Origin of the sequence: Tianweitania sediminis (genome assembly GCF_017813335.1) — a bacterium.
Lineage (GTDB): Bacteria > Pseudomonadota > Alphaproteobacteria > Rhizobiales > Rhizobiaceae > Tianweitania > Tianweitania sediminis.
The window spans coordinates 54890-75776 of record NZ_JAGIYY010000001.1 but is presented as its reverse complement, the minus strand read 5'-3'; the positions used below and the strand labels follow the sequence as shown (position 1 = coordinate 75776).

17 protein-coding genes are annotated in these 20887 nt (G+C 62.2%); 13 read left to right on the top strand and 4 right to left on the bottom strand.

The annotated features are described in order from the left end of the window. The 5 genes from J5Y06_RS00300 (at nt 1) to J5Y06_RS00280 (ending at nt 7918) form a co-directional block, all read left to right on the top strand. The gene (locus tag J5Y06_RS00300) at nt 1-1305 is read left to right on the top strand and encodes an ABC transporter substrate-binding protein (protein ID WP_209333130.1); all 1305 of its coding nucleotides are present in this window, start codon (nt 1-3) and stop codon (nt 1303-1305) included. A gap of 78 nt (nt 1306-1383) precedes the next feature. Continuing rightward, a complete protein-coding gene (locus J5Y06_RS00295; RefSeq protein ID WP_209333129.1) occupies nt 1384-2322 on the top strand; it encodes a carbohydrate ABC transporter permease in 939 nt (312 codons plus the stop codon). Beyond that, nucleotides 2312-3130 (top strand): carbohydrate ABC transporter permease, encoded by an 819-nt coding sequence (locus J5Y06_RS00290; protein WP_209333128.1) that lies wholly within the window; start codon nt 2312-2314, stop codon nt 3128-3130. The genes J5Y06_RS00295 and J5Y06_RS00290 overlap by 11 nt, the downstream gene beginning before the upstream one ends. Next, complete coding sequence (locus tag J5Y06_RS00285; RefSeq protein WP_209333127.1) at nt 3130-3855, top strand: tyrosine-protein phosphatase; 726 nt, start codon at nt 3130-3132, stop codon at nt 3853-3855. The genes J5Y06_RS00290 and J5Y06_RS00285 overlap by 1 nt, the downstream gene beginning before the upstream one ends. A gap of 133 nt (nt 3856-3988) precedes the next feature. Next, entirely contained in the window at nt 3989-7918 is a 3930-nt protein-coding gene (locus J5Y06_RS00280; RefSeq protein ID WP_209333126.1) for a DUF4214 domain-containing protein, read from the top strand. Between the two features lie 99 nt (nt 7919-8017). On the opposite strand, the gene J5Y06_RS00275 is transcribed toward J5Y06_RS00280, so the two are convergent. Then, on the bottom strand, nt 8018-8293 hold the full coding sequence (locus J5Y06_RS00275) for a hypothetical protein (RefSeq protein ID WP_209333125.1): 276 nt from the start codon (nt 8291-8293) through the stop codon (nt 8018-8020). 202 nt (nt 8294-8495) lie between these two features. Here J5Y06_RS00275 and J5Y06_RS00270 point away from each other — a divergent pair, with 202 nt between their 5' ends. After that, nucleotides 8496-9317 carry a 2-keto-4-pentenoate hydratase gene (locus J5Y06_RS00270; RefSeq protein ID WP_209333124.1) on the top strand — a complete coding sequence of 274 codons (822 nt, stop codon included), beginning with the start codon at nt 8496-8498 and terminating at the stop codon, nt 9315-9317. A 6-nt stretch (nt 9318-9323) separates the two neighbouring features. On the opposite strand, the gene J5Y06_RS00265 is transcribed toward J5Y06_RS00270, so the two are convergent. Further along, entirely contained in the window at nt 9324-10229 is a 906-nt protein-coding gene (locus tag J5Y06_RS00265) for a LysR substrate-binding domain-containing protein (RefSeq protein WP_209333123.1), read from the bottom strand. A 147-nt stretch (nt 10230-10376) separates the two neighbouring features. Here J5Y06_RS00265 and J5Y06_RS00260 point away from each other — a divergent pair, with 147 nt between their 5' ends. The 7 genes from J5Y06_RS00260 (at nt 10377) to J5Y06_RS00230 (ending at nt 17636) form a co-directional block, all read left to right on the top strand. Beyond that, a complete protein-coding gene (locus J5Y06_RS00260) occupies nt 10377-11981 on the top strand; it encodes an ABC transporter substrate-binding protein (protein WP_209333122.1) in 1605 nt (534 codons plus the stop codon). An 80-nt stretch (nt 11982-12061) separates the two neighbouring features. Continuing rightward, nucleotides 12062-13180, top strand: coding sequence for an NAD(P)/FAD-dependent oxidoreductase (locus J5Y06_RS00255; protein WP_209333121.1), 1119 nt, complete (start codon nt 12062-12064; stop codon nt 13178-13180). A 76-nt stretch (nt 13181-13256) separates the two neighbouring features. Beyond that, the gene (locus J5Y06_RS00250) at nt 13257-13607 is read left to right on the top strand and encodes a RidA family protein (protein ID WP_209333120.1); all 351 of its coding nucleotides are present in this window, start codon (nt 13257-13259) and stop codon (nt 13605-13607) included. Nucleotides 13608-13629: 22 nt separating this feature from the next. Further along, entirely contained in the window at nt 13630-14727 is a 1098-nt protein-coding gene (locus tag J5Y06_RS00245; protein WP_209333119.1) for an alpha-hydroxy acid oxidase, read from the top strand. A 137-nt stretch (nt 14728-14864) separates the two neighbouring features. Further along, nucleotides 14865-15857, top strand: coding sequence for a TRAP transporter substrate-binding protein DctP (gene dctP / locus J5Y06_RS00240; RefSeq protein WP_209333118.1), 993 nt, complete (start codon nt 14865-14867; stop codon nt 15855-15857). Next, nucleotides 15841-16353, top strand: coding sequence for a TRAP transporter small permease (locus J5Y06_RS00235; protein ID WP_209333117.1), 513 nt, complete (start codon nt 15841-15843; stop codon nt 16351-16353). The genes dctP and J5Y06_RS00235 overlap by 17 nt, the downstream gene beginning before the upstream one ends. Beyond that, complete coding sequence (locus tag J5Y06_RS00230) at nt 16353-17636, top strand: TRAP transporter large permease (protein WP_209333116.1); 1284 nt, start codon at nt 16353-16355, stop codon at nt 17634-17636. The genes J5Y06_RS00235 and J5Y06_RS00230 overlap by 1 nt, the downstream gene beginning before the upstream one ends. A gap of 53 nt (nt 17637-17689) precedes the next feature. On the opposite strand, the gene glpK is transcribed toward J5Y06_RS00230, so the two are convergent. After that, complete coding sequence (gene glpK, locus J5Y06_RS00225) at nt 17690-19177, bottom strand: glycerol kinase GlpK (protein WP_209333115.1); 1488 nt, start codon at nt 19175-19177, stop codon at nt 17690-17692. Between the two features lie 143 nt (nt 19178-19320). Beyond that, on the bottom strand, nt 19321-20832 hold the full coding sequence (gene glpD, locus J5Y06_RS00220; RefSeq protein ID WP_209333114.1) for a glycerol-3-phosphate dehydrogenase: 1512 nt from the start codon (nt 20830-20832) through the stop codon (nt 19321-19323). Between the last annotated feature and the right edge of the window lie 55 nt (nt 20833-20887).

The window sequence follows — 20887 nt, the reverse complement described above, 5'->3', positions numbered from 1 at the left end:
ATGCTCCGCAGACAGTTTCTTTCGCTCGCCGTATCTACCAGCCTGCTTCTGGCGGGCGTTGCGGGCTCGGCTTCGGCTCAGATGGCCGAAGCAATCACCGAACCGGTGACGATCTCCTTCTACAACTACAATCTGGCGAGCGCCGGCATCGGCCGTGAGGCGACCCTTGAGCTCATCGCCAAGTTCGAAGAAGCAAATCCCAACGTGAAGGTCGAACCGATCGGCGCACCTTCCAATGAGGTTCTGAGCCGCGTTCAGGCTGACATGGTCGCCGGTCTCGACGTTGACGTTGCGCAGTTGGTGTTCCGCGACCTCATCTATGCCGCAGAAGAACTTGGGGCCCAGCCGCTGGAAGACGTTGCCGGCGACGAACTCGCCAAGCATGCCCTTGGCTTTGTGCCGGCAGGGCTGGCGCTCGGTGAGGTGGACGGCAAGACCTATGGTCTCGCATATGTCTTCTCCACGCCGGTGATGTTCATCAACCGCGATCTCTTCAAGCAGGCCGGCCTTGATCCGGATCAGCCGCCCCGCACTTGGGAAGAGGTGAAAACGGCTGGAAAGGCCATTGCCGAAAAGACAGGCAAGCATGGCTTCTTTCCCGGCGCTTACGGTCCAACCGACGGCACCTTCGTTTACCAGTCGATCGTGATGTCGAATGGCGGCGGCAAGGTTCGCGATGGCAACACGCTGACCTTCGCCGACAAGGACCAGGCGGACGCAGTTGCGATGCTGCGCGACCTCATGGACTCCGGTGCCCATGCTCGCATCGACGTCGGTGCGCATATGGACACGTTCCAGTCAGGTAATCTTGGAATGTTCCTGTACACGTCCGCCATCCTCAACCGCATGGAAAGCGCGGCGCAGGGCAACTTCGAACTCGGCCTCGCCCCGATGCCGTCCTTCGGTGAGAAGCCGACGGCGCCGACGAATTCCGGCTCCGCGGTGTTCATGTTCTCGCAGGATCCGGTGAAGCAGCGCGCGGCCTGGGAACTCATGAAGTTCCTGACTTCCGACGAAGCCTACACGATCATCACGAGCAAGATCGGTTACCTGCCGCTGCGTCCGGGCATCGTAAACGACGAGCGCTACCTGAAAGGCTGGCTCGAGCAGAACCCGAAATATCGTGCCAACCTGGAGCAGCTGGATCGCCTCACGCCCAATGTGGCGTTCGGCGGACCGAACTACCGCCAGGTGGAAAACATGATGAAGGACGCGATGACGGAAGCCGTTTTCGGCTCCGGCGACCCGCGCCAGGTGCTGAAGGCTGCCCAGGAGCAGGCTCAACCGCTGATGCCGGCAAACTGATTTCGGGATCAACCATCGGCTTCCTTGACGATGCGCCAGGGTTTGCAGCCCTGGCGCCAGGTTCCCAGGCGATAACCCATGTCCCACACAGCCATTGCAACGAGCATGCCTATCGCCACGCCGCGATTGCCGCGCATCACGCTGCGCGCCTTCGAACCCTGGCTCTACCTCGCGCCTGCCTTGGCCGTGCTGATTGTTTGGACATATGTTCCGCTTCTGGAAGCCTTCGAGCTTTCATTTTATCAGTGGAACATGCTGCCGCGCTCGCAGCCGCGCTATGTCGGCTTCGACAACTACCTCAACCTGCTCAACCTTCCTGATATGCAGCAGGCCGTGATCAACACGGTGCTCTACACGGTCGGCCTTCTGCCGCTTTCCGTTGGCGTTCCGCTTGTGGTGGCGCTTCTTACCGCCCAACTCACGGGGCCCGCGCGTAATCTCTACCGTGGGCTGATCTTCGTGCCGATGATCGTTGCCCCGATCGTCGCAGCCATCGTGTGGCGCTGGCTCCTGAACGAGGATCATGGCCTCGCCAACCAGTGGCTCCGTAGCTTCGGCTTCGACACGATCGGTTTCCTGCGCGATCCGGACGTGGCGCTTTGGACGCTGGTTTGGATTACCGGCTGGAAGCTGATCGGCTTTTCTACCCTCCTTTTTGCCGCCGCCGACAGCGCCATCAACCCGAGCTACATCGAGGCCGCCCGCATGGATGGCGCCACATCCTGGCAGATCGTGCGCGACATCCGCGTCCCGCTGCTTTCGCCCACAATCTTGCTGCTCAGCCTGATGACGGTTCTGTTCGGTGCGCAATGGAGCTTCGTTTACATCAACGCCCTGACCGGCGGCGGCCCGCTGCGATCCACCACCAATGTTTACTACCTGATGTGGGAATACGGGTTCAAAACCATGTCGGCTGGCTGGAGCACGGCAGCCGGTATGCTGGTGTTTCTTGTGTTCGGCCTCGTCGCCCTGGTGTGTCTTGCCCTGATGAAGAAGCTTGCAGTTTATGACGACTAGCCCGAACACCAGGCGCTTCGCCGCGCACCTCGTGATGATCGGGCTATCGGCCCTCGCCATCTTTCCGGTTTACTGGATGGTGCAAACGTCCTTCCGCCCGGAAAGCGAGGTTTTCTCCACGGCCCTCTGGCCCGCAACCCCGACACTCGAGAATTACCGTCGGGTGATCGAGGTGATGCCGATCTTCGGGATCTTGTGGAATACCGTGCTGATGGCAGCCGCCACAACCGCAGCGCAGGTCGTGACAGGCCTTCTTGCCGCTTGGGCGTTGGTGCGGTGGCGCTTCCCCGGCGGACGACTCGCTCATTCCCTGATCGCGCTGTCCTGGTTGGTGCCGTTTCAGGTGGTGATGATCCCGAACTATGTTCTGGCAACACGTTTGGGGCTGCTCGATACGATTGCCGGGCTTGTGGTTCCGAATGCGGCAGCAGCCTTCGCGGTGCTCGTGCTCTACAATGCCATGCGCGGTTTCCCGCGCGAGGTGGTGGAAGCCGCGCGGATGGATGGCGCCGGCAGTCTGCGCACGCTGATTGAAGTGGTGATCCCCAACCTGCGGGCGCCGATCGCCTCGGTCTCGATCTTGTGCTTCATTTCCGCATGGAACGAGTATTTCTGGCCGCTTCTCCTGATCCGCAAGATCGAGAACTCGGTTGTCCAGATCGGTTTGCAATTCTTCATGTCGCAGGAAGGCAATGACTGGGGGCTGCTGATGGCCGCTGCCACCCTTGCATCGCTGCCGATCCTGCTGATCTATCTTGTGCTCCAGCGCCAGGTCGTGGAGTCTTTCATGAAATCCGGGATACGATAATGACTGCAGGAGAACGCCACATCCGCCTGAAGGGCGCGCACAATGTTCGCGACCTCGGCGGCTATCTTACTCCCAGCGGCGATCCGGTGCCGTGGCGGACCTTTCTGCGTGCCGACGCCTTGCACGACCTGGACCCCGAAGATGTCCAGACGCTTCTCGGCCTTGGGTTAAAAACAGTGATCGACCTGCGCAGCGACGCGGAGATCAGGCATCAGCCGAGCGCTTTTGCGGACCATGGCACCGTTCGCTATCACCATGTTTCGTTATTCGATGGGCTCGCGCCTTTCGCGGAAATGTATGACGAAGGCTTTGACCTTTCGGTCCGGTATGTCGCGGCGATCGGCGCCTGTCGTCCGGCACTGCTCAGCGTCGCGCAAATCATTGCACAAGCAGAAGACGGGGCGATCCTGTTCAACTGCACAGCCGGCAAGGACAGAACGGGCATCGTGGCCGCCATGCTGCTGTCCCTGGCCGGCGTCGCCAAGGAGGAGATCGCGACGGACTACGGCCTCACGGCCGAGCTTGCAGCGCCCTTGATGCAGAAGCTCAGGCTCCAGGCGGTGGCGCGTGGCCTGGATGAAGCGCAAGCCACCGTGCTGCTGTCGAGCGAGCCAGCCGCCATGCTGGCCTTTCTGGAACACATGGACGCCACCTATGGCGGCTTCCAATCCTATCTTGGCTCCTATTCCCAGGATGTTTCCGCTCGCCTCGTCGGGCGGCGCTGACGCGGTTCCGGCGGCTTGTCCCACCGGGATTCGTCGACGCTTGAACTCGGCACCAAGGTTAGAAAGTTACTGACATATTTCTGTAGTGCGGATTTCGTACTGCACGGCTTCTTTGAGAAGGGGAGCCGCGCCAATGGCCACGATCGATATCATCAACACACTCTACGCAAACCTGCTCGGCCGTCCGTCCGATGCTGCAGGCGTGGATTACTGGATCGATCAGGTGGAAAGCGGCGCCGTTTCGCTTGCGCAGGTCGTGGCGGCGTTCGCCGCGTCGGTTGAAGCCCGCCAGGACATCGTGCCGATAGTGCAACTTTATTATAGCGCCTTCGGTCGTGCGCCGGATGCGGCGGGCCTGCGCTACTGGGTCGATGCCCGGCGTGACGGCATGTCGATGGAAGACATCGCGCGCGCCTTCAGCGCATCGGCGGAATTTAGCGGCCAATACGAGGATGACGCCGCCAGCGCGGTCTTTGTCGCGGCCATTTACCAGAACGCGCTCGGCCGTGCCCCGGATGCGGAAGGGCTTGCCTATTGGACGAACCTTCTGGCCCAGGGGGAATCGCCGGCCCGCCTCCTGCTGATGGTTGCCACATCGGCTGAAAGCACGCAGCACAACGACGCTGCCACCCAGGTCGTCCTGGTGTATCACGGGCTGCTTGGCCGTGCGCCCACGCAAGCCGAAATCGCGGATGCTCTTGGAAACGGCAGCACCACGCCGGACTTCTTGGAAGACCTTGCCGAGTCCCTTCTTGATGGCGCTCCAAGCGAGCCCACGCAACCGGAAACGCCGGGCCAGCCGGGTGGACCCGTTGAGCCGCAGCCGCAGCCTGAGCCGATCACCTTCCTGCCGAACGCCGGCACGGGTGAAAACTCGTCCGACACCTCCACCGCCATCGCGCTGCCGGACGATTACATCCTTGTCGGCGACGACGAGGCCAATGTTCTGCGCGTGTATCACCGCGACGGCGGACCGGCCGTGCTCGAATGGAGCTATGACGCAGCCATCGGCGGGGACGGCGAACTCGATCTGGAAGCGAGTGCGCTGGTCGGCAACACGCTGTATCTGGTCGGCTCGCACGGCAACTCGAAGAGCGGCGGCGAAGCGGACAACCGCGAGATCCTGTTCAGCGTCGAACTCCAGGGCACAGGCGCTGCCACGACCTTCACCATCAACGGAGCCTATACCGGTCTCGAAGCCGCACTGGTTGCCTGGGATGCCGGCAACGCGCATGGTCAGGGTGCCAACTACTTCGGCTTTGCGGCCTCTTCTGCTGCCGGATCAAGCCCGGAACAGCCGTCCGGCTTCGCGGTCGAGGGCGCGACGACGTCGCCCGACGATGGTGCGCTGTGGCTTGGCTTCCGCGCCCCTCAAACAGACACCACCACCCGCGACAAGGCGCTGATCGTTCCGCTCGAAAATTACGCGGAGCTTGTGAACGGCAGCGAAACCGATGCGACGTTCGGCGCTCCCATCGAGTTGAACCTTGGCGGCCGTGGCATTCGCTCGATCGAAAAGGCTACCGACGGCAGCGGCTACGTCATCATCGCCGGCTCGGCCGCACCATCCAGCGGAGCAGTGGAACACAATTTCCGCCTGTTTACCTGGGACGGCACTACAGGTTCGCAGCCGGTGGAGCGGGACACAGATCTGGACGCCCTTCTGGCGCAAACCGGGGGCAGCTTCGAGACTCTGGTGTCCCCGGCCAGCATCAAGGAAGGAACGCAACTCCTCCTGCTGCAGGACAATGGCGACACGGTTTGGCCCGGCCAGACCGACGGGTCGAAGGATCTGCCGGCGTCGGAGCAGCAGTTTCAAGGCAATGTAGTGACGCTGGGCAGGGCTGTGGTGGACCAGACCGGACCGCGCCTGGTTGAGGCCTCGCCCGCTGATGGCACGCAAGGTGCTGCCGTCGACACGGCGTTCGTGCTCTCGTTCAATGAGGGTGTCGCGCGGGGCGAGGGTACAGCCACGCTGCGCGACGCAACCGGCGCGGTTGTGGAAAGCTTCGATCTCGCAACCAGCACGCAGATCAGCTTCAACTACAATGTTGTGACGCTGCGGCCGAGCACCGATCTTTCTTTCGAAACCGCGTATACGCTGCAGATCGAAAACGGCGCCATCGTGGATCATTTCGGCAATGCCTTCAGAGGCATAACGCCGGCTGACCCGCTTGACCTGATCACCTCGGCGCCTCCCACCATTCTTTCGGCAGGCGATGTCCTGTTTGTTGGCGGCAACGCCGAAGCTCCCGATGCCATTGCCTTCATTCTGATGACGGACATCACCGGCGGCACCCGCATCACGTTCACCGACCGCGATTACGATGCGTCAACGGGCTTCAATGGGATCACCAACGAAGCCGCGTTCACATGGACGGCGGGTCGCGACCTGCCTGCCGGCACCATTGTCACCATCCAGACGGACACGAACGGCAACCCCGTTGCGGACATCGGCACCACCAAGGGCGGTGGCGGCGGCGTCGGCAAGTCGGAAACCTACTACGCCTTGCAGGGTGCGGTGATCGACGGGCTTGTGGACGGCGGAGCGGGGGTCATCACGAACCCCGGAACCTTTGTTGCAAGCCTCACTTTGGGCGGGAGCGCCGGTGCAATCCCTGTTGAGCTGACAAATGCGGGCGCAGCACTCAGCTTCACCGTCAACCCTGCCAACCAGACCAATGCCCGCTACAGCGGTTCGCTCGACGCCAGCGATCTCCAATCGCTTGCTGCCAGCATCAAGGATCCCCTGAACTGGGAAGCCAACCACACAAAAGCGCCCGGCTTCGCTTTGGTCAACGGCAGCCTGTTTGGCGCTCCGCTGGTAAGCAATGCAAGCACGGACGGCGCGGTGATCAGCGTGACCTTCAACCAGGCGCTGCTCGCGGGCACAACAGAACGGCCAAACAATGCGGCCTTCACCGTGACGCTCGACGGCGTAGACGTGACACCGGCATCGGTCACGATCACCGGCGACACGCTTTCGCTGACCCTTCCTTCGGCGATTGCCGCCGGTTCGATCATCAGCCTGGCTTACGCGGATCCAACCGCGGGCGATGACGCGCAGGCGCTGCAATCGTTGTCGGGCGCCGACGTGCTGAGCTTCACGGGCGTCAACATCGTCAACCTGGCGCCAGACAACGTCGCGCCACAGGTTACGGGCATTTCGCTTGGGGGCGACGATGTCGCGCCGTTTGCCGATCTCGTGATCAACTTCGACGAGGTGGTGCAGAAGGGATCGGGCACCATCGTGCTCGAGAACCAGAGCGGGGGCGCCGATGTCACGATCGATGTCTCGGATGCTGCTGTTTTCGTCAGCGGCAACAGGGTCACGGTTGATTTCGCAAGCTTGCTCGCGCTGAACACTGAATACCAGGTCTCGATCGGTACTGGCGCCTTCGCGGACACCATGAACAACCCGATGGCTGCCTATGACTCGACGGCCTTCTCCACGATCGACGCCCTGCCGGACTACAGCCTCCTGATCACCGAAGTAAACTCCAACGCTTCTGGCGGGGACTTCTTCGAAATCTACAACTACGGCGACACGGCGATCGATCTTTCGAACTGGCGTTACAGCGACAGCGCTGGCACTTTCTCTGGAGGCGTGGCCCTTGCCGAGAACACGCTTATCGCGCCCGGCCAAACGTTGATCGTTGCGGTGGTCGAAAATGACGCGGAAATGGCAGAATTCCGTGCCGCGTGGGGCTTAGCTGACAGCGTGGCGGTTGTTGGCCTAGACGGCGCAGGGCTTGGGAAAAGCGATGCGGTCGTGCTGTTCGACCAAAACGGCTATGTGGCGACGGCGTTCAACTATGGCGCTGCCACCGTCAACGCGTCGGACGGGTCGGCCATCGGAACGTCGGACACCGTCGGCTCTTTTAAAGCGGAACAGCACGCAGGGGCAGCCTTCGGCGGCAACGCCAAGGCTTCCGCGGTGTGGGACGGTGTGTCGTGGAACGATCCAGCCTACCAGGTCGCAATCGTCGGCAGTGCCGGCGGCTATGCCCAGGCCGGCGATGCCAGCTCGGTCGGATCACCCGGCTTTGTGCCGGTTGCCTGAGGCCGCGCAACCGCTCTTGCCGTCGTAAAAGCATAAAGGCCCTGCGATCGTCATCGCAGGGCCTTTATGCTTCCTGAGGAGCTGGCAGCGGAGCGCTGCTCAGGCCGATCCCATCCCCACAAGCGTGACATGGGCCAGGCCCTCGGGTGTCACGTCGAGGATGGTGACATCCATGCGGAAGCCGCTCGCATCATGCACCAGGCACGCCTCCCGATTGTTGTTGAAGGCCGCGTTCAGCGAAACCGGATCGCCGCTGATCGTGCCGCGCACCGTTTGCCATCCGCCCGTGGCGTCCGGCGCGATGTCCAACACAACCTTGCTGTCCGGCTGACCGGGCACCAGAAGCGTCCCCATTCCTGTGTGATCGCGTGGCACGACGGATCCTCATCTTCAATGTTCCTGTGTTTTCAAGCAGGAGCACGAGAAAACGTCCAGCACAATCTCCCGAAGAAAACGTGCTTCCAGTCGTTCCCTTCGGCGGTGGTGCCGGAAAGACACCGCAAGCAGCGGATGGCACGGGCATCCTCGCCGGGAAGCAAACCGTTGCTCTTCAGCCAGCGGCGGTTAGAGTGCACGAATGAGCAAAGCCCAAGCAAACCGCCTCGCAGCCGACCTCCTCGGTTCCCTGGAGCGCCGCGATCAGCGGGCGTCCCTTTCTGAGCAACACCCAGACCTCGATCTTGCGGCCGCCTACGAAGTCGCGGCTTCCGTGCGGCGGCTTCGCGAAGAACGCGGAGAACGCGTCGTTGGCCGCAAGATCGGCTTCACGAACACAACGATCTGGGCCGAATACGGGGTGGCTGCGCCGATCTGGGGTTATGTCTACGACACGACGTTGTTTGAACTCGCTGAGCTCCAGGGCAGCTTTGACCTGACAAGGCTCGTTGAGCCCCGCATCGAGCCCGAAATCATGTTCCGTTTCCACCGCGTACCGGAAGCGGGAATGGACGAACGGGCGCTGCTATCGTGCATCGAGTGGGTGGCGCCGGGCTTTGAGATCGTTCAATCCTTGTTCCCGGGCTGGCGGTTTACCGCAGCCGACACGGTCGCCGCCTTTGGTCTGCACGGGGCGCTGCTTGTGGGCTCGCGCGTCGCCGTCAGCCCCAATGAGGCTGACCGGTGGCACGACGCACTTGCCCGCTTCGATATGGAGCTAAGCCGTAACGGGCAAACCGCCGACCGCGGCCGCGCCACCAATGTTCTGGGTGGCGGACCCTTGGCTGCCCTGCGCCACCTCGTCGACCTCCTTGCAACGGAGTCCGCAGCGCCGAAGCTGCAGGCCGGAGACATCGTGTCCACCGGAACGGTAACACGAGCCTTGCCGATCGCAGCGGGAGAGCAGTGGAGCGTGGAGCTTCAGGGCTTGCCGCTGGAGGGCCCGAGCATTCGCTTCCGCTGATCGAACTCAAGCCTCGACTCTTGTCGTGTTGAAGGGAGCAACGGCGAGGCGGATCAACTCCGCCAGCCTTTGTGCCGCCAAGGACGGCGGCCGCGTATTGGGAGTCAGCATCCACACATCCATGGGTGTGGCCGGAACCAGCTTGCGCCGCACCAGCTGGGTCGGGGAGTAATCCAGCCCGACAAAGGGCGGCACCACGGACACGCCGACGCCGTTCGCCACAAAACCGCAGATCGTTTCTGAAAGCGGGACCTCGATGGCCGTGCGCTTCTGCACGCCGCGCACCTGGAAGGCGCGGTCGATGGTCATCAGGGAACAATCGTCGCGCGCCAGCGAAATGAAAGGTTCGTTGCGCAGGTCGTCCAGCGCGATCGCATTGCGCTCAGCCATCGGATGCCCCGCCGGCAGGATGCAGATCATGTCGAACCGCATGATGATCTCGGCGTCCACGTGCGGATGGTCCGAGGGCAGCACGCTCAAGCCAATGTCGATCTGTTGGGCGGCGACGAGCTCCGCGATGCGCGGCGAGTTGCGGCTTTGCAGGGTAAACAGGAGATCGGGCCGGGCACTGAGCAGGGGCGCCAAGGCATGGGCGAGGTAGCGGGTCGCCAAGGCTGGCGGAGCCGCAACGCTGACTTCACCCCATTCGCGATTGCGCAGCGCGCGTGCAAGGCGCGCCACGCGTTCTGTCCCCGAAAACATGCGCTCGACCTCTGTTGCCAAGGCGCGCGCTTCCTGCGTCGGCACCAGCCGTCCGCCGCTGCGCACAAACAAGCCGAAGCCGCAACTGTCGGAAAACGCGCGCAAAAGCTTGCTGACCGCCGGCTGGCTCACGCCCAGGCGCTCGGCGGCGCGGGACACGGAGCCTGTTTCCATGGTCGCCTGGAAGGCTTCGAGCTGGCGAACATTCATCGGGGGCGCTCCGAGAGGCAATATGAGTTTTGGTTATAATGATCGGAGAACAAGCTATTTGACAATCATATCACGCGAGCCTTCCTTAGTCGCAACCTGGCGATGCCTGTTGGAGGCATGAGCCATCAATCAAGAGGGGATCTGCCGATGAAATCTCTGTTTAGCCTTTGCAGCGTGGCACTCCTGGCAACGTCACCGGCTTTTGCCGCGAACCTGTCCGTATGCCTGGAAGGATCGCCGGAAGTCTTCAACCCGCAGCTGTCAAGCAACGGCACCACGCTGACGGTGCTTGGCCAGATCTATGACAATCTGGTTTCGGTGAAGGCAGGAGGATCTGACATCGATCCGGCTCTCGCGGAAAGCTGGAGCGTATCGGATGACGGCAAGACCTACACGTTCAAGCTGCGAGAGGGCTTGAAGTGGCAATCCAACAGCCAGTTCACGCCGACGCGGGACTTCAATGCCGACGATGTCGTGTTCACCTTCGATCGCATGCTGCAGGACGACCACCCATATGCGGCGGTAAGCGGCGGCACCTATGTCACGTTCAACACCAAGCTGGCCGAAGCCTTGCAGAGCGTCGAAAAGATTGATGATCACACGGTGGCATTCACGTTGAAGGCGCCGCTGGCGCCCTTCATCGGCATCATGGCGCACCAGTCTCTGGCAATCACCTCCGCGGAATATGCCGACAAGCTCCAGCAAGCGGGAACGCCGGACCAGTTCGATCGGGAGCCCATCGGTACAGGCCCCTTCCAGCTCGCCGCTTATCAGCAGGACGCCGTTGTTCGGCTCGCGCCCTTTGCCGAAACCTGGGGCGCTGCGATCGGCAACGAAGCGCGCACACCCAAGGTCGATGGTGTGGTGATGGCCATCAGCGCCGATGCCACGGTGCGCCTGCAGCGCGCGCTGGCCGGCGAGTGCCACATCGCGCTTTACCCGAACCTGGCCGATCTGGAACGGATCGAGAGCAGCGAAACGCTGGAAGCGGTGAACACGCCCGTCGCCTCCTCCGGCTTCATCACTTTCAACTTCAAGGACGAAATTCTTCAGAACAAGAAGGTTCGTGAAGCGCTTGCCCACGCGATCAACATGCAGCCGCTGGTTGACGTGGTTTATGATGGCAGGGGCAAGGTAACGGGATCCCTGGTTCCGGCGGCCTTGTGGGGTTCGGCGGATCATATCGGCCCCTATAACTATGACCCTGAACTTGCCAAGAAGCTGCTGGCGGAAGCCGGCTATCCCGACGGCTTCACCACCGAACTTTGGGCGGTTCCCGTGTCTCGCCCTTACATGCCGCATGGCCGTCGTGCCGCTGAGTTCATCCAGGCGGATTGGGCAGCGATCGGCGTCAAGGCCGAGATCATCTCCTATGAATGGTCGGAATACATCACCCGCTCGCGCCAGGGCGAAGCCAAGGTCGGCATGTTCGGCGGGATCTACGACTTCCCGGATCCGAGCCAGATCCCGAACAACTACTTCACCTGTAACGCCGAGGGAAAGCCGAGCCCGTCCAACATCGGCTCCTGGTGCAATGACACCTTCATCACGCTGATGAACAAGGCCGGCTCCATCACGGACCAAGCGGAGCGCGAGAAGCTGTACCTCCAGGCGCAGGAAGTTTTCCACGAGGAAGTGCCGGCGGTGATCCTGGGCGGCGCAGACACCATCACGGCGGTGAACAAGTCGGTCAAAGGCTATGTCCCTGCCATCTTCGGGACCAGCCGCTTCTCGGGCGTCACGGTGGAATAGCGGCAGCGAAGCCGCGAAATGGAGACCGGCGCGTTACGGCGCCGGATCGTCCTCAGAAAATGACGATGGAAGGAAGGCGCATGCGCGTCTTGGTTATCGGCGCCGGCATTCTTGGCGCCAGCACGGCCTACCACCTCGCTCTCAAGGGCGTAAAGGTCGACGTGGTGGACGAGGAACACCAGGGCAAGGCGACCCTTGCTGGTGCCGGCATCGTTTGCCCTTGGGCCACGAAGGCTGACGAGCCGGAATGGTATGAGATGTATGCCGCCGGCGCCCGGTTCTATGACGAGCTGATCACCGGTCTCGTGGCACGCGGTGAAACCAGTCTTGGCTACCGGAAGGTTGGTGCCCTGGTTGTTGCGGAAGACCCCGGCGAGTTTGAAGCCGCCGAACAGCGGGTGCGTGAGCGCACCAAAGCTGCTCCTGAAGCGGGCAAGGTCAGCCGCTTGACTCCAGCCGAAGCGCGCGCACTTTTTCCTCCGCTGCGGGACGGTCTGCCAGCGATCCACATATCGGGGGCAGCCCGCGTGGATGCCCGGCTCCTTGCAGCCGCCATGCTTCGCGCCGCGATTTCGCTCGGCGCCACATATCGCCGGGACAATGTCTCGCTGGCTATGAGAGATGGCGGGCTCCTCACACTGGGAAGCAGCGGACAGCAGCTGCATGCCGATGAAATCGTGGTAACCGCCGGCGCGTGGGCGTCGCGCATTCTCCAGCCGCTTGGCCTTCATCACCCGGTTCAGCCGCAGAAGGGGCAGATCGTGCATCTGTCGCTGCCCGGAGTGGCCACGGCGCAATGGCCCGTATTGTTGCCGATGGGGAGCCATTACCTGCTGGCCTTCGACGACTCACGCGTCGTGATCGGGGCGACGCGCGAAGACAATTCAGGTTTCGATTACAGGGTGACCGCCGCTGGCCAGCACGAGGTGCTTTCCGCGGGTCTGTCGATCGCGCCCGGCCTGGCCAACGCCACCCATATCGAAACGCGGATCGGCTTCAGGCCGGCAGCGCCCACCATCCGCCCAATTCTTGGTCGCGTTCCAGGCCTGCCAGGCTTGACGATCGGCAATGGGCTCGGGGCGTCCGGCCTCACGGTGGGTCCGTTCGCCGGCAAGTGCCTGGCTGACCTTGTTTCCGGTCAACCGCTCGATCGGTCTTTGAACCCGTATAGCCCGCAAGGCCTCACCCCCACCGCCTGACGCGCAGCGTCAGCTTTGACCCGGTGCGCTCGAAGCGAGCCACCATCCTGCTTTCCGCGAGAAAAAGGACATCACCATGATCACCCGCCATCGCAAGGCTCGCACGCTATACGGCGCCGTTGAGCACAATGGTGTCATTTATTTCGCCGGCCATGCGGCCGATGACATCAACACGGGCATGAAGGAACAAACGCGCCAGACTTGCGCCAAGCTCGAAACCTTCCTGAACGAACTCGGCTCGAGCAAGAGCAACATCCTGCAGGCACGCATCTATCTCAGCGACATGTCGCGGAAGGAGGAGATGAACGAGGCTTGGCTGGAATGGCTGGATGGCGCTGATCTGCCGTCCCGCGCCACCATCGGCGGCTGCGATCTGGGCGATCCCAAGCGGCTGATCGAGATCGTCCTCACGGCTGCCAAAGATTGACCACCCGGGAGGGAGCCGCGTGATGACCCGACAGCCAAGCCACATGGATGATCGCTACACCACGTCAGAAAAATACGTGACGTTGAGAGGTGTTGCCGCCGATGCGCGCCGGCGTCTTTCGGAGGTAGATTGGAATTATCTCCAGTGTGGCACCGGCGACGAGGTCACCCTGCGCGCCAACATCGCGGCTTTCGACCGCTACCTGTTCGAAGCGCCGCTGTTTACCGGCGTCAGCAACCCCACCACGGCCACTGCGGTGCTTGGCCAGGAGTTGAGCTTTCCTGCATTCGTTGCGCCTTTTGGCGGCGGGGAAACGGTGTTTCATCCCGATGGTCACCTTGCGCTCGGCCGCGCCGCACAATCCGTCGGCATCGGCCAGATGGTGCCCGTGGCAGCCGCCCATTCCCTTGAAGAAGTCGCGCAGGCTTCCACGGCCGCATCCGTGTTCCAGATGACCTTTGTCGGCGACGAGGGCGCCGTGCTCGCCATGATCCATCGCGCAAAGGCGGCAGGCTATCGCTGGATCTGCGTGACCTATTCGCCGATCCGGCAATGGCGCGAGCGGATGATGGAAGACCGCTTCACCAATCGCCGCGATCAGGGACCGGCCAATTTCGGCCCAGACACGTCGGATCCTGCCATGCTGCGCGAGTTGCTGGACTTCACCCAGCCGCGTTGGACATGGGAGCAGGCCGCACGCGTGATCGCACAATCGCCGCTGCCTTGCATGATCAAGGGCGTGATGAGCGTGCGAGACGCCAAGAACGCGCTCGATGCGGGCGCCAAGGCGCTTTACGTTTCGAACTACGGCGCCCGGACGATCGACCGGACCCCAACGCCTGTGGACATGCTGCCGCTGGTGCGTGATGCGGTCGGCCCGGACATTCCGATCATCCTGGATTCTGGCATCCGCCGCGGCAGCGACATCGCGACCGCCCTGGCGCTTGGGGCGAATGCGGTGGCGCTTGGCCGTGTCCTGGCGCTTGGGCTGGCCGCGGATGGCGAAAATGGGGTGCGGCGCACGCTGGAACTGCTGCAGCGCGAGTTCTGGACGACGCTTGGCCATCTGGGCTGTTCGTCGCCGGCTGAACTGACTCGCGACGTGCTGGTTGGGCTCTGAATACAGCGATTTGTTCTCGGTCGAGCGACGACAGCCCAAGCATCTCCGTCGCCTGCGGGAACCTTGTCGAACATGCTGGACATTCACGTCCAGTTTTGTTGAGCTAGGGCAACAAACAAGGACAGGGGATACTCGCGATGTTCAGCAAACTGCTTGCCGCCGGAGCCGCGCTGCTTTTGATGGCGTCTTCGCCAGCCCTCGCGCAGACCCAACTGAAACTCGCGACCGACTCGGGCGCCAAGGGATCGCCTTCGGGCGACGCGCTCGATCGTTGGGCCAAGCTCATTGAGGATGGCACAAACGGCGAAGTACAGGTGGACGTGTTCTACCAGAACGAGTTGGGGAGCCAGGCGGAAGTCTTTGATCTGTTTGTGGCCGGTGATGTGGACCTGATGATCAACTGGCCGATCACGGCCTATGACGAGCGGCTGGGCGTGCTTTTCACGCCCTATATGGTGACGAGCTGGGAAGAAGCCTTCGAGGCCTACAAACCCGGAGGCTGGGTCAACACGATGCTCGTCGGCATCTACGACGATCTCGGGCTCAAGTTCTTCGGTCCCTGGCCGGAAGGCTTCAACGGGGTCGCCTCGCGCGGCAAATATGCCATGACGCCGGAAGAAGCCTCGAGCCTGAAGATCCGGGTCCCCGCCATGTTCCCGATGGCTGAATCCGTGCAGGCGCTCGGCTACCAGACTGCAACTATCGACTGGAGCGAGGTCTTCACGGCCATCCAGACCGGCGTGGTTGATGGCGATGGCGCCAACATCATCTACTGGGACTACGAGTATTTCCGCGACGTGCTGGATTACTACAACCAAACGAAGATGCAGTTCGTCACCGGCATCATCGCGATGAATTCCGGCAGCTGGGACAAGCTCACGCCCGAACAACAGAAGGTTGTCGAGGAGTCGGCTTTGACCGTCATGGAAGAAGCCTTCGAACAAGCGCAGGAGCGCGACCAGGGCTATATCGAAAAGGCTAAGGAAGCCGGCATGAACTACATCGAGCCGTCTCCGGAGCAGCTGAAGGAAATGGCGGAGCGCGTGCGCTCGCAGGTCTGGCCGATGATGGAAAGCCGCGTCGGAGCCGAGATCATGGAAACGATCCGCGCCAATGCCGGTGGACTCTGAGCGCTTGTCGCGGCCCGGTATCGGTGGAAGCATCATTGCCCGAAGCCTCGACGTCGTTGCGATTGTCTCCTCGCTCGCAACGGCCGGGTTGATGGCGTTTCTCGTTCTGGCACGCTATGTGCTCGGCCTGTCCGTGGTCGGCCTGCATGAACTGATCATGCTGGCCGCCGTCCTGCTTTACATGACGGGAGCCGTGATTGCCTCGCGCCGGCGCGAACATCTGACGGTTGACTGGCTGGCCAACCTGTTGACGTCACCCCGCAAGAAGGCGGCGCACGACCTGATCATCGCGATCCTGACGGTGATCATCACGGTCTTCTTCATCGTCTGGTCGTTCTGGATGTTCTCCTGGGGGCTGGAGCGGCCGCAGGTCACGCCTGCCTTCCGCATCCCCTTGTGGATCCCGCAAGCTGCGATCGGAATGGCCGCTTTGGGGTGCTTCGCTTATGCCATGCGCGATGTGGTTCATGCGCTGTCCCGCTTGAGGCGCACCTGATGTCGGCCATTCTTGCACTGCCTTTGCTCATCATCCTGATGGCGATCGGTTTGCCGGTCGCGTGGTCCTTCGCGGGCGTTCTCGCCTTCCTGACGTTTGTTTACGACATCAATTTGAACACCCTGATGCTGCAGGGCTTTCGATCCCTGAACTCGCTGGTTCTGATTGCGCTGCCGTTGTTCATCCTGGCCGGCTATCTCATGGAAGCCGGCGGCATCGCCCAAAGGATCATCGCCTTTGTTGGGCGCCTCGCCACGGGCCGAGGCGGCATGGGCACGGCGATGGTGCTGTCGTCCAGCGTATTCGGTGCCATTTCGGGCACCGCAACGGCTGCGATCGCATCGATCGGCTCCATCATGACGGAGCCACTGGTGGCGCGCGGTTACCCGCGCGGGAGGATCGCTGCACTGCTTGGCGTGTCTTCGTTGCTCGGCATCCTGATCCCGCCGTCCATCACCATGATCCTGTTCGCCGTTGTCACGCGCCAATCCGTGGCGGCCTGCTTCGCAGCGACGATCGGGCCTGCGATCCTGCTCATCATCGGATTGATCCTGTACAACCGCTTTCTCGTGGGTCGGGCCTTCGACGAGTTGCCGATACCGGACCAAAAGGTCGAGAGTTTCGGGTCAGTCACCTTTCGGGCGCTGCCGGCGCTGTCGCTGCCCTTGATCATTCTTGGCGGGATTTATGGAGGCATTTTCACACCCACCGAAGCAGCCGCGGTTGCCGTGGTGGCAACGCTCGTGGTGGGCGGCCTGATCTATCGCGAATTCACCTGGAAGAGCCTGGGAAGCAGCGTCATCCAAGCAGCGGAAACGACCGGGACCATCATTCTGATCCTGCTGTTTTCCTTCATGATCTCGCGCATCATGGCCTTCGAGCGCGTGCCTCAGGATCTCACCGAAGCCATCCAGTCCGTGGTTGGCAGCCCGCTTGGTGCTCTGCTCGTCGTCAATCTCGTTCTGATCATCGCCGGCGCCTTGATGGATGACGTGTCGGTCACGGTTGTGATCGCCCCGCTGTTCCTGCCCTTGATGGTGGCCAGCGGCATCGACCCGGTGCATTTCGCCGCCATCGTCGCTTGCTCGGTGGTGATCGGCGCCAACAGCCCGCCCGTGGCCCCAACGCTGTTCTTGTCCTGCAGGATCTGCAAGGCACCCATCATGGAAGCCGTCATGCCGGCGCTCGGCCTGATGGGCTTCGTCGCCCTGCCGGTCATGCTCGTCACATCGTTCTGGCCGGATCTCTCGCTGGCTATCCCGCGGGCGCTCGGATTGATGTAAGCCGATCCTTCGCCTGCCCATGCGGGTGAGCGGAAGGCGGCAACAACCGGATGCTAGGTCAGCGTACGCCTGACGGCATCGCGCCAGCCAGCGATTGCCTTGCGCCGATCCGATTGGGTCATGGTGGGCTGGAAGCGGTTTTCGAGAGCCCACTTTTGGGCGAAGCCGTCTTTCCCCGGCCAGAAGCCTGCTTTGCTGCCCGCCAGCCACGCGGCGCCGAGGGCGGTGGTTTCGAGGATGCGTGGCCGATCCACCGGCGCATCGAGGATGTCGGCGAGGCGCTGCATGGTCCAATCGGATGCAACCATGCCGCCGTCCACGCGCAACACGGTTTTCGTGTCGCCTGCTTTCCAGTCCTTGTGCATGGCGTCGAGGAGGTCGCGCGTCTGGAAGGCCACCGATTCAAGCGTGGCGCGGGCGAACTCGGCCGGCCCGGAATTCCGTGTCAGCCCGAAGATCGCACCCCGCGCATCGGCATCCCAGTGGGGCGCACCAAGTCCGACGAAAGCTGGCACGAAATAGATGGTCTGTGTCGAATCGGCTTGTGCTGCAAGGTCACCGGCATCAGCGGCCTTGGAGATCATCTTGGCGCCGTCGCGCAGCCATTGCACGGCCGCCCCCGCGATGAAGATCGAGCCTTCAAGCGCATAGGTCGTTTCGCCGTTCAGGCGGTAGGCGATGGTGGTCAGCAGCTTGTTTTTCGAACGCACCATTTCGGTGCCGGTGTTCAACACCGCAAAGCACCCGGTTCCGTAGGTCGATTTGATCATCCCAGGCTCGAAACAGGCCTGGCCGATTGTTGCGGCCTGTTGATCGCCCGCGACACCCAGGATCGGAATCTCCGCACCGAAAAGAGCCTTGTCGATGGAGCCGAACTCCGCCGCGCAGTCCTCGACCCGCGGCAGAAGCGAGCGCGGAATGCGCAGGATGTCGAGCAACTCGTTATCCCAGGCGTTCTCAGCGATGTTGTAGATCAGGGTGCGCGAGGCATTCGTAGCGTCAGTGGCATGCGCCTGGCCGCCCGTCAGCCGCCAGATAAGGAATGTGTCGATGGTGCCAGCCGCAAGCTCCCCACGCTCGGCGCGCTTTCGCAAGCCCGGCACCTTGTCCAGCAGCCACGCGATCTTGGTTCCGGAAAAATAGGGATCAAGCAGAAGCCCTGTTTTCTTCGAGAACTTTGACTCCACCCCCGCTGCCTTGAGTTTCCGGCACATCACCGCGGTGCGCCTGTCCTGCCAAACGATGGCGTTGTGAACCGGCTTTCCGGTCGCGCGGTCCCAGATCACCACCGTTTCACGCTGGTTGGTGATGCCGGCAGCGCCAATGTCGGCTGCTTCGAGATTGGCACCCTTGAGGGCTTCTTTTACCGCCCAAAGAACGGTGTGCCAGATTTCCTCGGGATCGTGTTCCACCCAGCCCGATGCGGGAAAATGCTGGGTGAACTCCTTTTGTCCGACGGACACGATCTGCATGTCAGCGCCGAAGATGATGGCGCGCGTGGATGTGGTGCCCTGATCGATGGCGAGGATGTGCTTGCTCATGCTGCTTGCGGGTCCGCTTTTGTCGGCAGATCGCCGGCCACAGCCGCCTCGGACATTCTCTCGCAAAGATCAGCCGGTCGCTTCGCCTCGATCAGCTTGTGAACGCTTGTTTTGTTGAGCATATCGGCCTCCCTTCCGCTGCCCTATTCCGCTGCCTTTTGATGCGGCGGCGCCGTGCGCCGCATGTAGGCATCAACGGCAAGTGCCTGCTCTTCGTTCAGGTGCAACCCTGTTTTCGTGCGGCGCCAAAGAACATCCTCAGCGGTGAGGGCCCACTCTTCTTTGATCAGGTAGTTGATTTCCGCTTCCGTCAGGCCGTGGCCGAAGTGCTGGCCGAGATCCGCGGCACTGTTCGCTGTCCGCAGAATGGCGCGGGCACGCGTGCCGTAAAGGCGCAAAAGCCGATGGGCCTCCTCCTGGCTCAAGAACGTGTAGTCGCGCATCACCGCAGTGCGTTCGGCCTCAAAGCCCTCGACCGGGAAATCCCCGCCAGGCAGCGCAGCGGCAAGGGTCCAGGCTGGTCCTTTTCGGCCGATCAACGCTTCGATCTGCTCCATCATCGACTCGGCGAGCTTTCGGTAGGTCGTGATCTTGCCGCCGAAGATGTTGACGATCGGCGCCTTGTTCGGCTCGCCGTCTGCCTTGATGACATAGTCGCGCGTGGCTTCCTGCGCCTTGGATGCGCCATCGTCGAACAAGGGCCGCACGCCGGAATAGGTCCACACGATGTCTTCGCGTCGAACCGGCTCGCGGAAATATTCGCTGGCGGCTGCGCAAAGGTAATCCGTTTCTTCCGCCGTGATTGCCGCCGCGCCCGGCTCGCCGCGGTAATCGCGGTCCGTGGTGCCGATCAGCGTGAAGTCGCGCTCATAGGGGATGGCGAAGATGATGCGATTGTCGCGGTTCTGGAAAAAATAAGCGCGCGGATCGTCAGACTTGCGACGCACCACGATGTGGCTGCCCTGCACGAGCCGGACATGCCGCTTTTCATGCGCTTCCAGCGCTTCTGCAAGAACATGGTCCACCCAGGGACCCGCGGCATTGACGATCAAGCGGGCGGTGACCTCGCGCCGTTCCCCGCTGAGCGTGTTTTCCAGAGTTGCACGCCAATGATCACCGCTCCTGCGGGCCTGAACGAGCTTGGTGCGCGTCAGGATCTCGGCGCCGCGATCGGCCGCGTCACGGGCGTTCAAGGCGACCAGCCGTGCGTCGTCCACCCAGCAGTCGGAATATTCAAACGCGCGCGTGAACAGCGGCTTCAACGGGAGCCCCGCGGGGTCGCTGCGCATGTCGAGCGTTCGCGTGGCTGGCAGAAGCTTCCGCCCGCCGATGTTGTCATAAAGGAACAGGCCTAAGCGGATCAGCCAGGCCGCCCGCAGGCCTTGCGCGTAGGGCAGAACAAAACGCATCGGCCAGATGATGTGCGGCGCATTGCGCCAAAGCACTTCGCGCTCTTTCAACGCCTCGCGCACGAGGCGAAACTCATAATGCTCCAGGTAGCGCAGGCCGCCATGGATGAGTTTGGTGGACCAGGACGAGGTGCCGCTTGCCAGGTCCTTCATCTCGGCAAGCACAACGGAATAGCCGCGGCCGGCAGCATCGCGCGCGATGCCGCAGCCATTGATCCCACCACCAACCACAAGGATGTCGTGCATCGGCCATACTCGCGCAAGTCATCGGCCCTCGGGATGACGACACCAGTATCGGCAT

Bases quoted from the DNA above. Each gene is read 5' to 3' on its own strand.
- J5Y06_RS00290 (WP_209333128.1), top strand. From the start codon at position 2,312: ATGACGACTAGCCCGAACACCAGGCGCTTCGCCGCGCACCTCGTGATG.
- J5Y06_RS00230 (WP_209333116.1), top strand. From the start codon at position 16,353: ATGTCGGCCATTCTTGCACTGCCTTTGCTCATCATCCTGATGGCGATC.
- J5Y06_RS00300 (WP_209333130.1), top strand. From the start codon at position 1: ATGCTCCGCAGACAGTTTCTTTCGCTCGCCGTATCTACCAGCCTGCTT.
- J5Y06_RS00265 (WP_209333123.1), bottom strand. From the start codon at position 10,229: ATGAATGTTCGCCAGCTCGAAGCCTTCCAGGCGACCATGGAAACAGGC.
- J5Y06_RS00295 (WP_209333129.1), top strand. From the start codon at position 1,384: ATGTCCCACACAGCCATTGCAACGAGCATGCCTATCGCCACGCCGCGA.
- J5Y06_RS00245 (WP_209333119.1), top strand. From the start codon at position 13,630: ATGACCCGACAGCCAAGCCACATGGATGATCGCTACACCACGTCAGAA.
- J5Y06_RS00260 (WP_209333122.1), top strand. From the start codon at position 10,377: ATGAAATCTCTGTTTAGCCTTTGCAGCGTGGCACTCCTGGCAACGTCA.
- J5Y06_RS00255 (WP_209333121.1), top strand. From the start codon at position 12,062: ATGCGCGTCTTGGTTATCGGCGCCGGCATTCTTGGCGCCAGCACGGCC.
- J5Y06_RS00270 (WP_209333124.1), top strand. From the start codon at position 8,496: ATGAGCAAAGCCCAAGCAAACCGCCTCGCAGCCGACCTCCTCGGTTCC.
- glpK (WP_209333115.1), bottom strand. From the start codon at position 19,177: ATGAGCAAGCACATCCTCGCCATCGATCAGGGCACCACATCCACGCGC.
- J5Y06_RS00235 (WP_209333117.1), top strand. From the start codon at position 15,841: ATGCCGGTGGACTCTGAGCGCTTGTCGCGGCCCGGTATCGGTGGAAGC.
- J5Y06_RS00285 (WP_209333127.1), top strand. From the start codon at position 3,130: ATGACTGCAGGAGAACGCCACATCCGCCTGAAGGGCGCGCACAATGTT.
- dctP (WP_209333118.1), top strand. From the start codon at position 14,865: ATGTTCAGCAAACTGCTTGCCGCCGGAGCCGCGCTGCTTTTGATGGCG.
- J5Y06_RS00250 (WP_209333120.1), top strand. From the start codon at position 13,257: ATGATCACCCGCCATCGCAAGGCTCGCACGCTATACGGCGCCGTTGAG.
- glpD (WP_209333114.1), bottom strand. From the start codon at position 20,832: ATGCACGACATCCTTGTGGTTGGTGGTGGGATCAATGGCTGCGGCATC.
- J5Y06_RS00280 (WP_209333126.1), top strand. From the start codon at position 3,989: ATGGCCACGATCGATATCATCAACACACTCTACGCAAACCTGCTCGGC.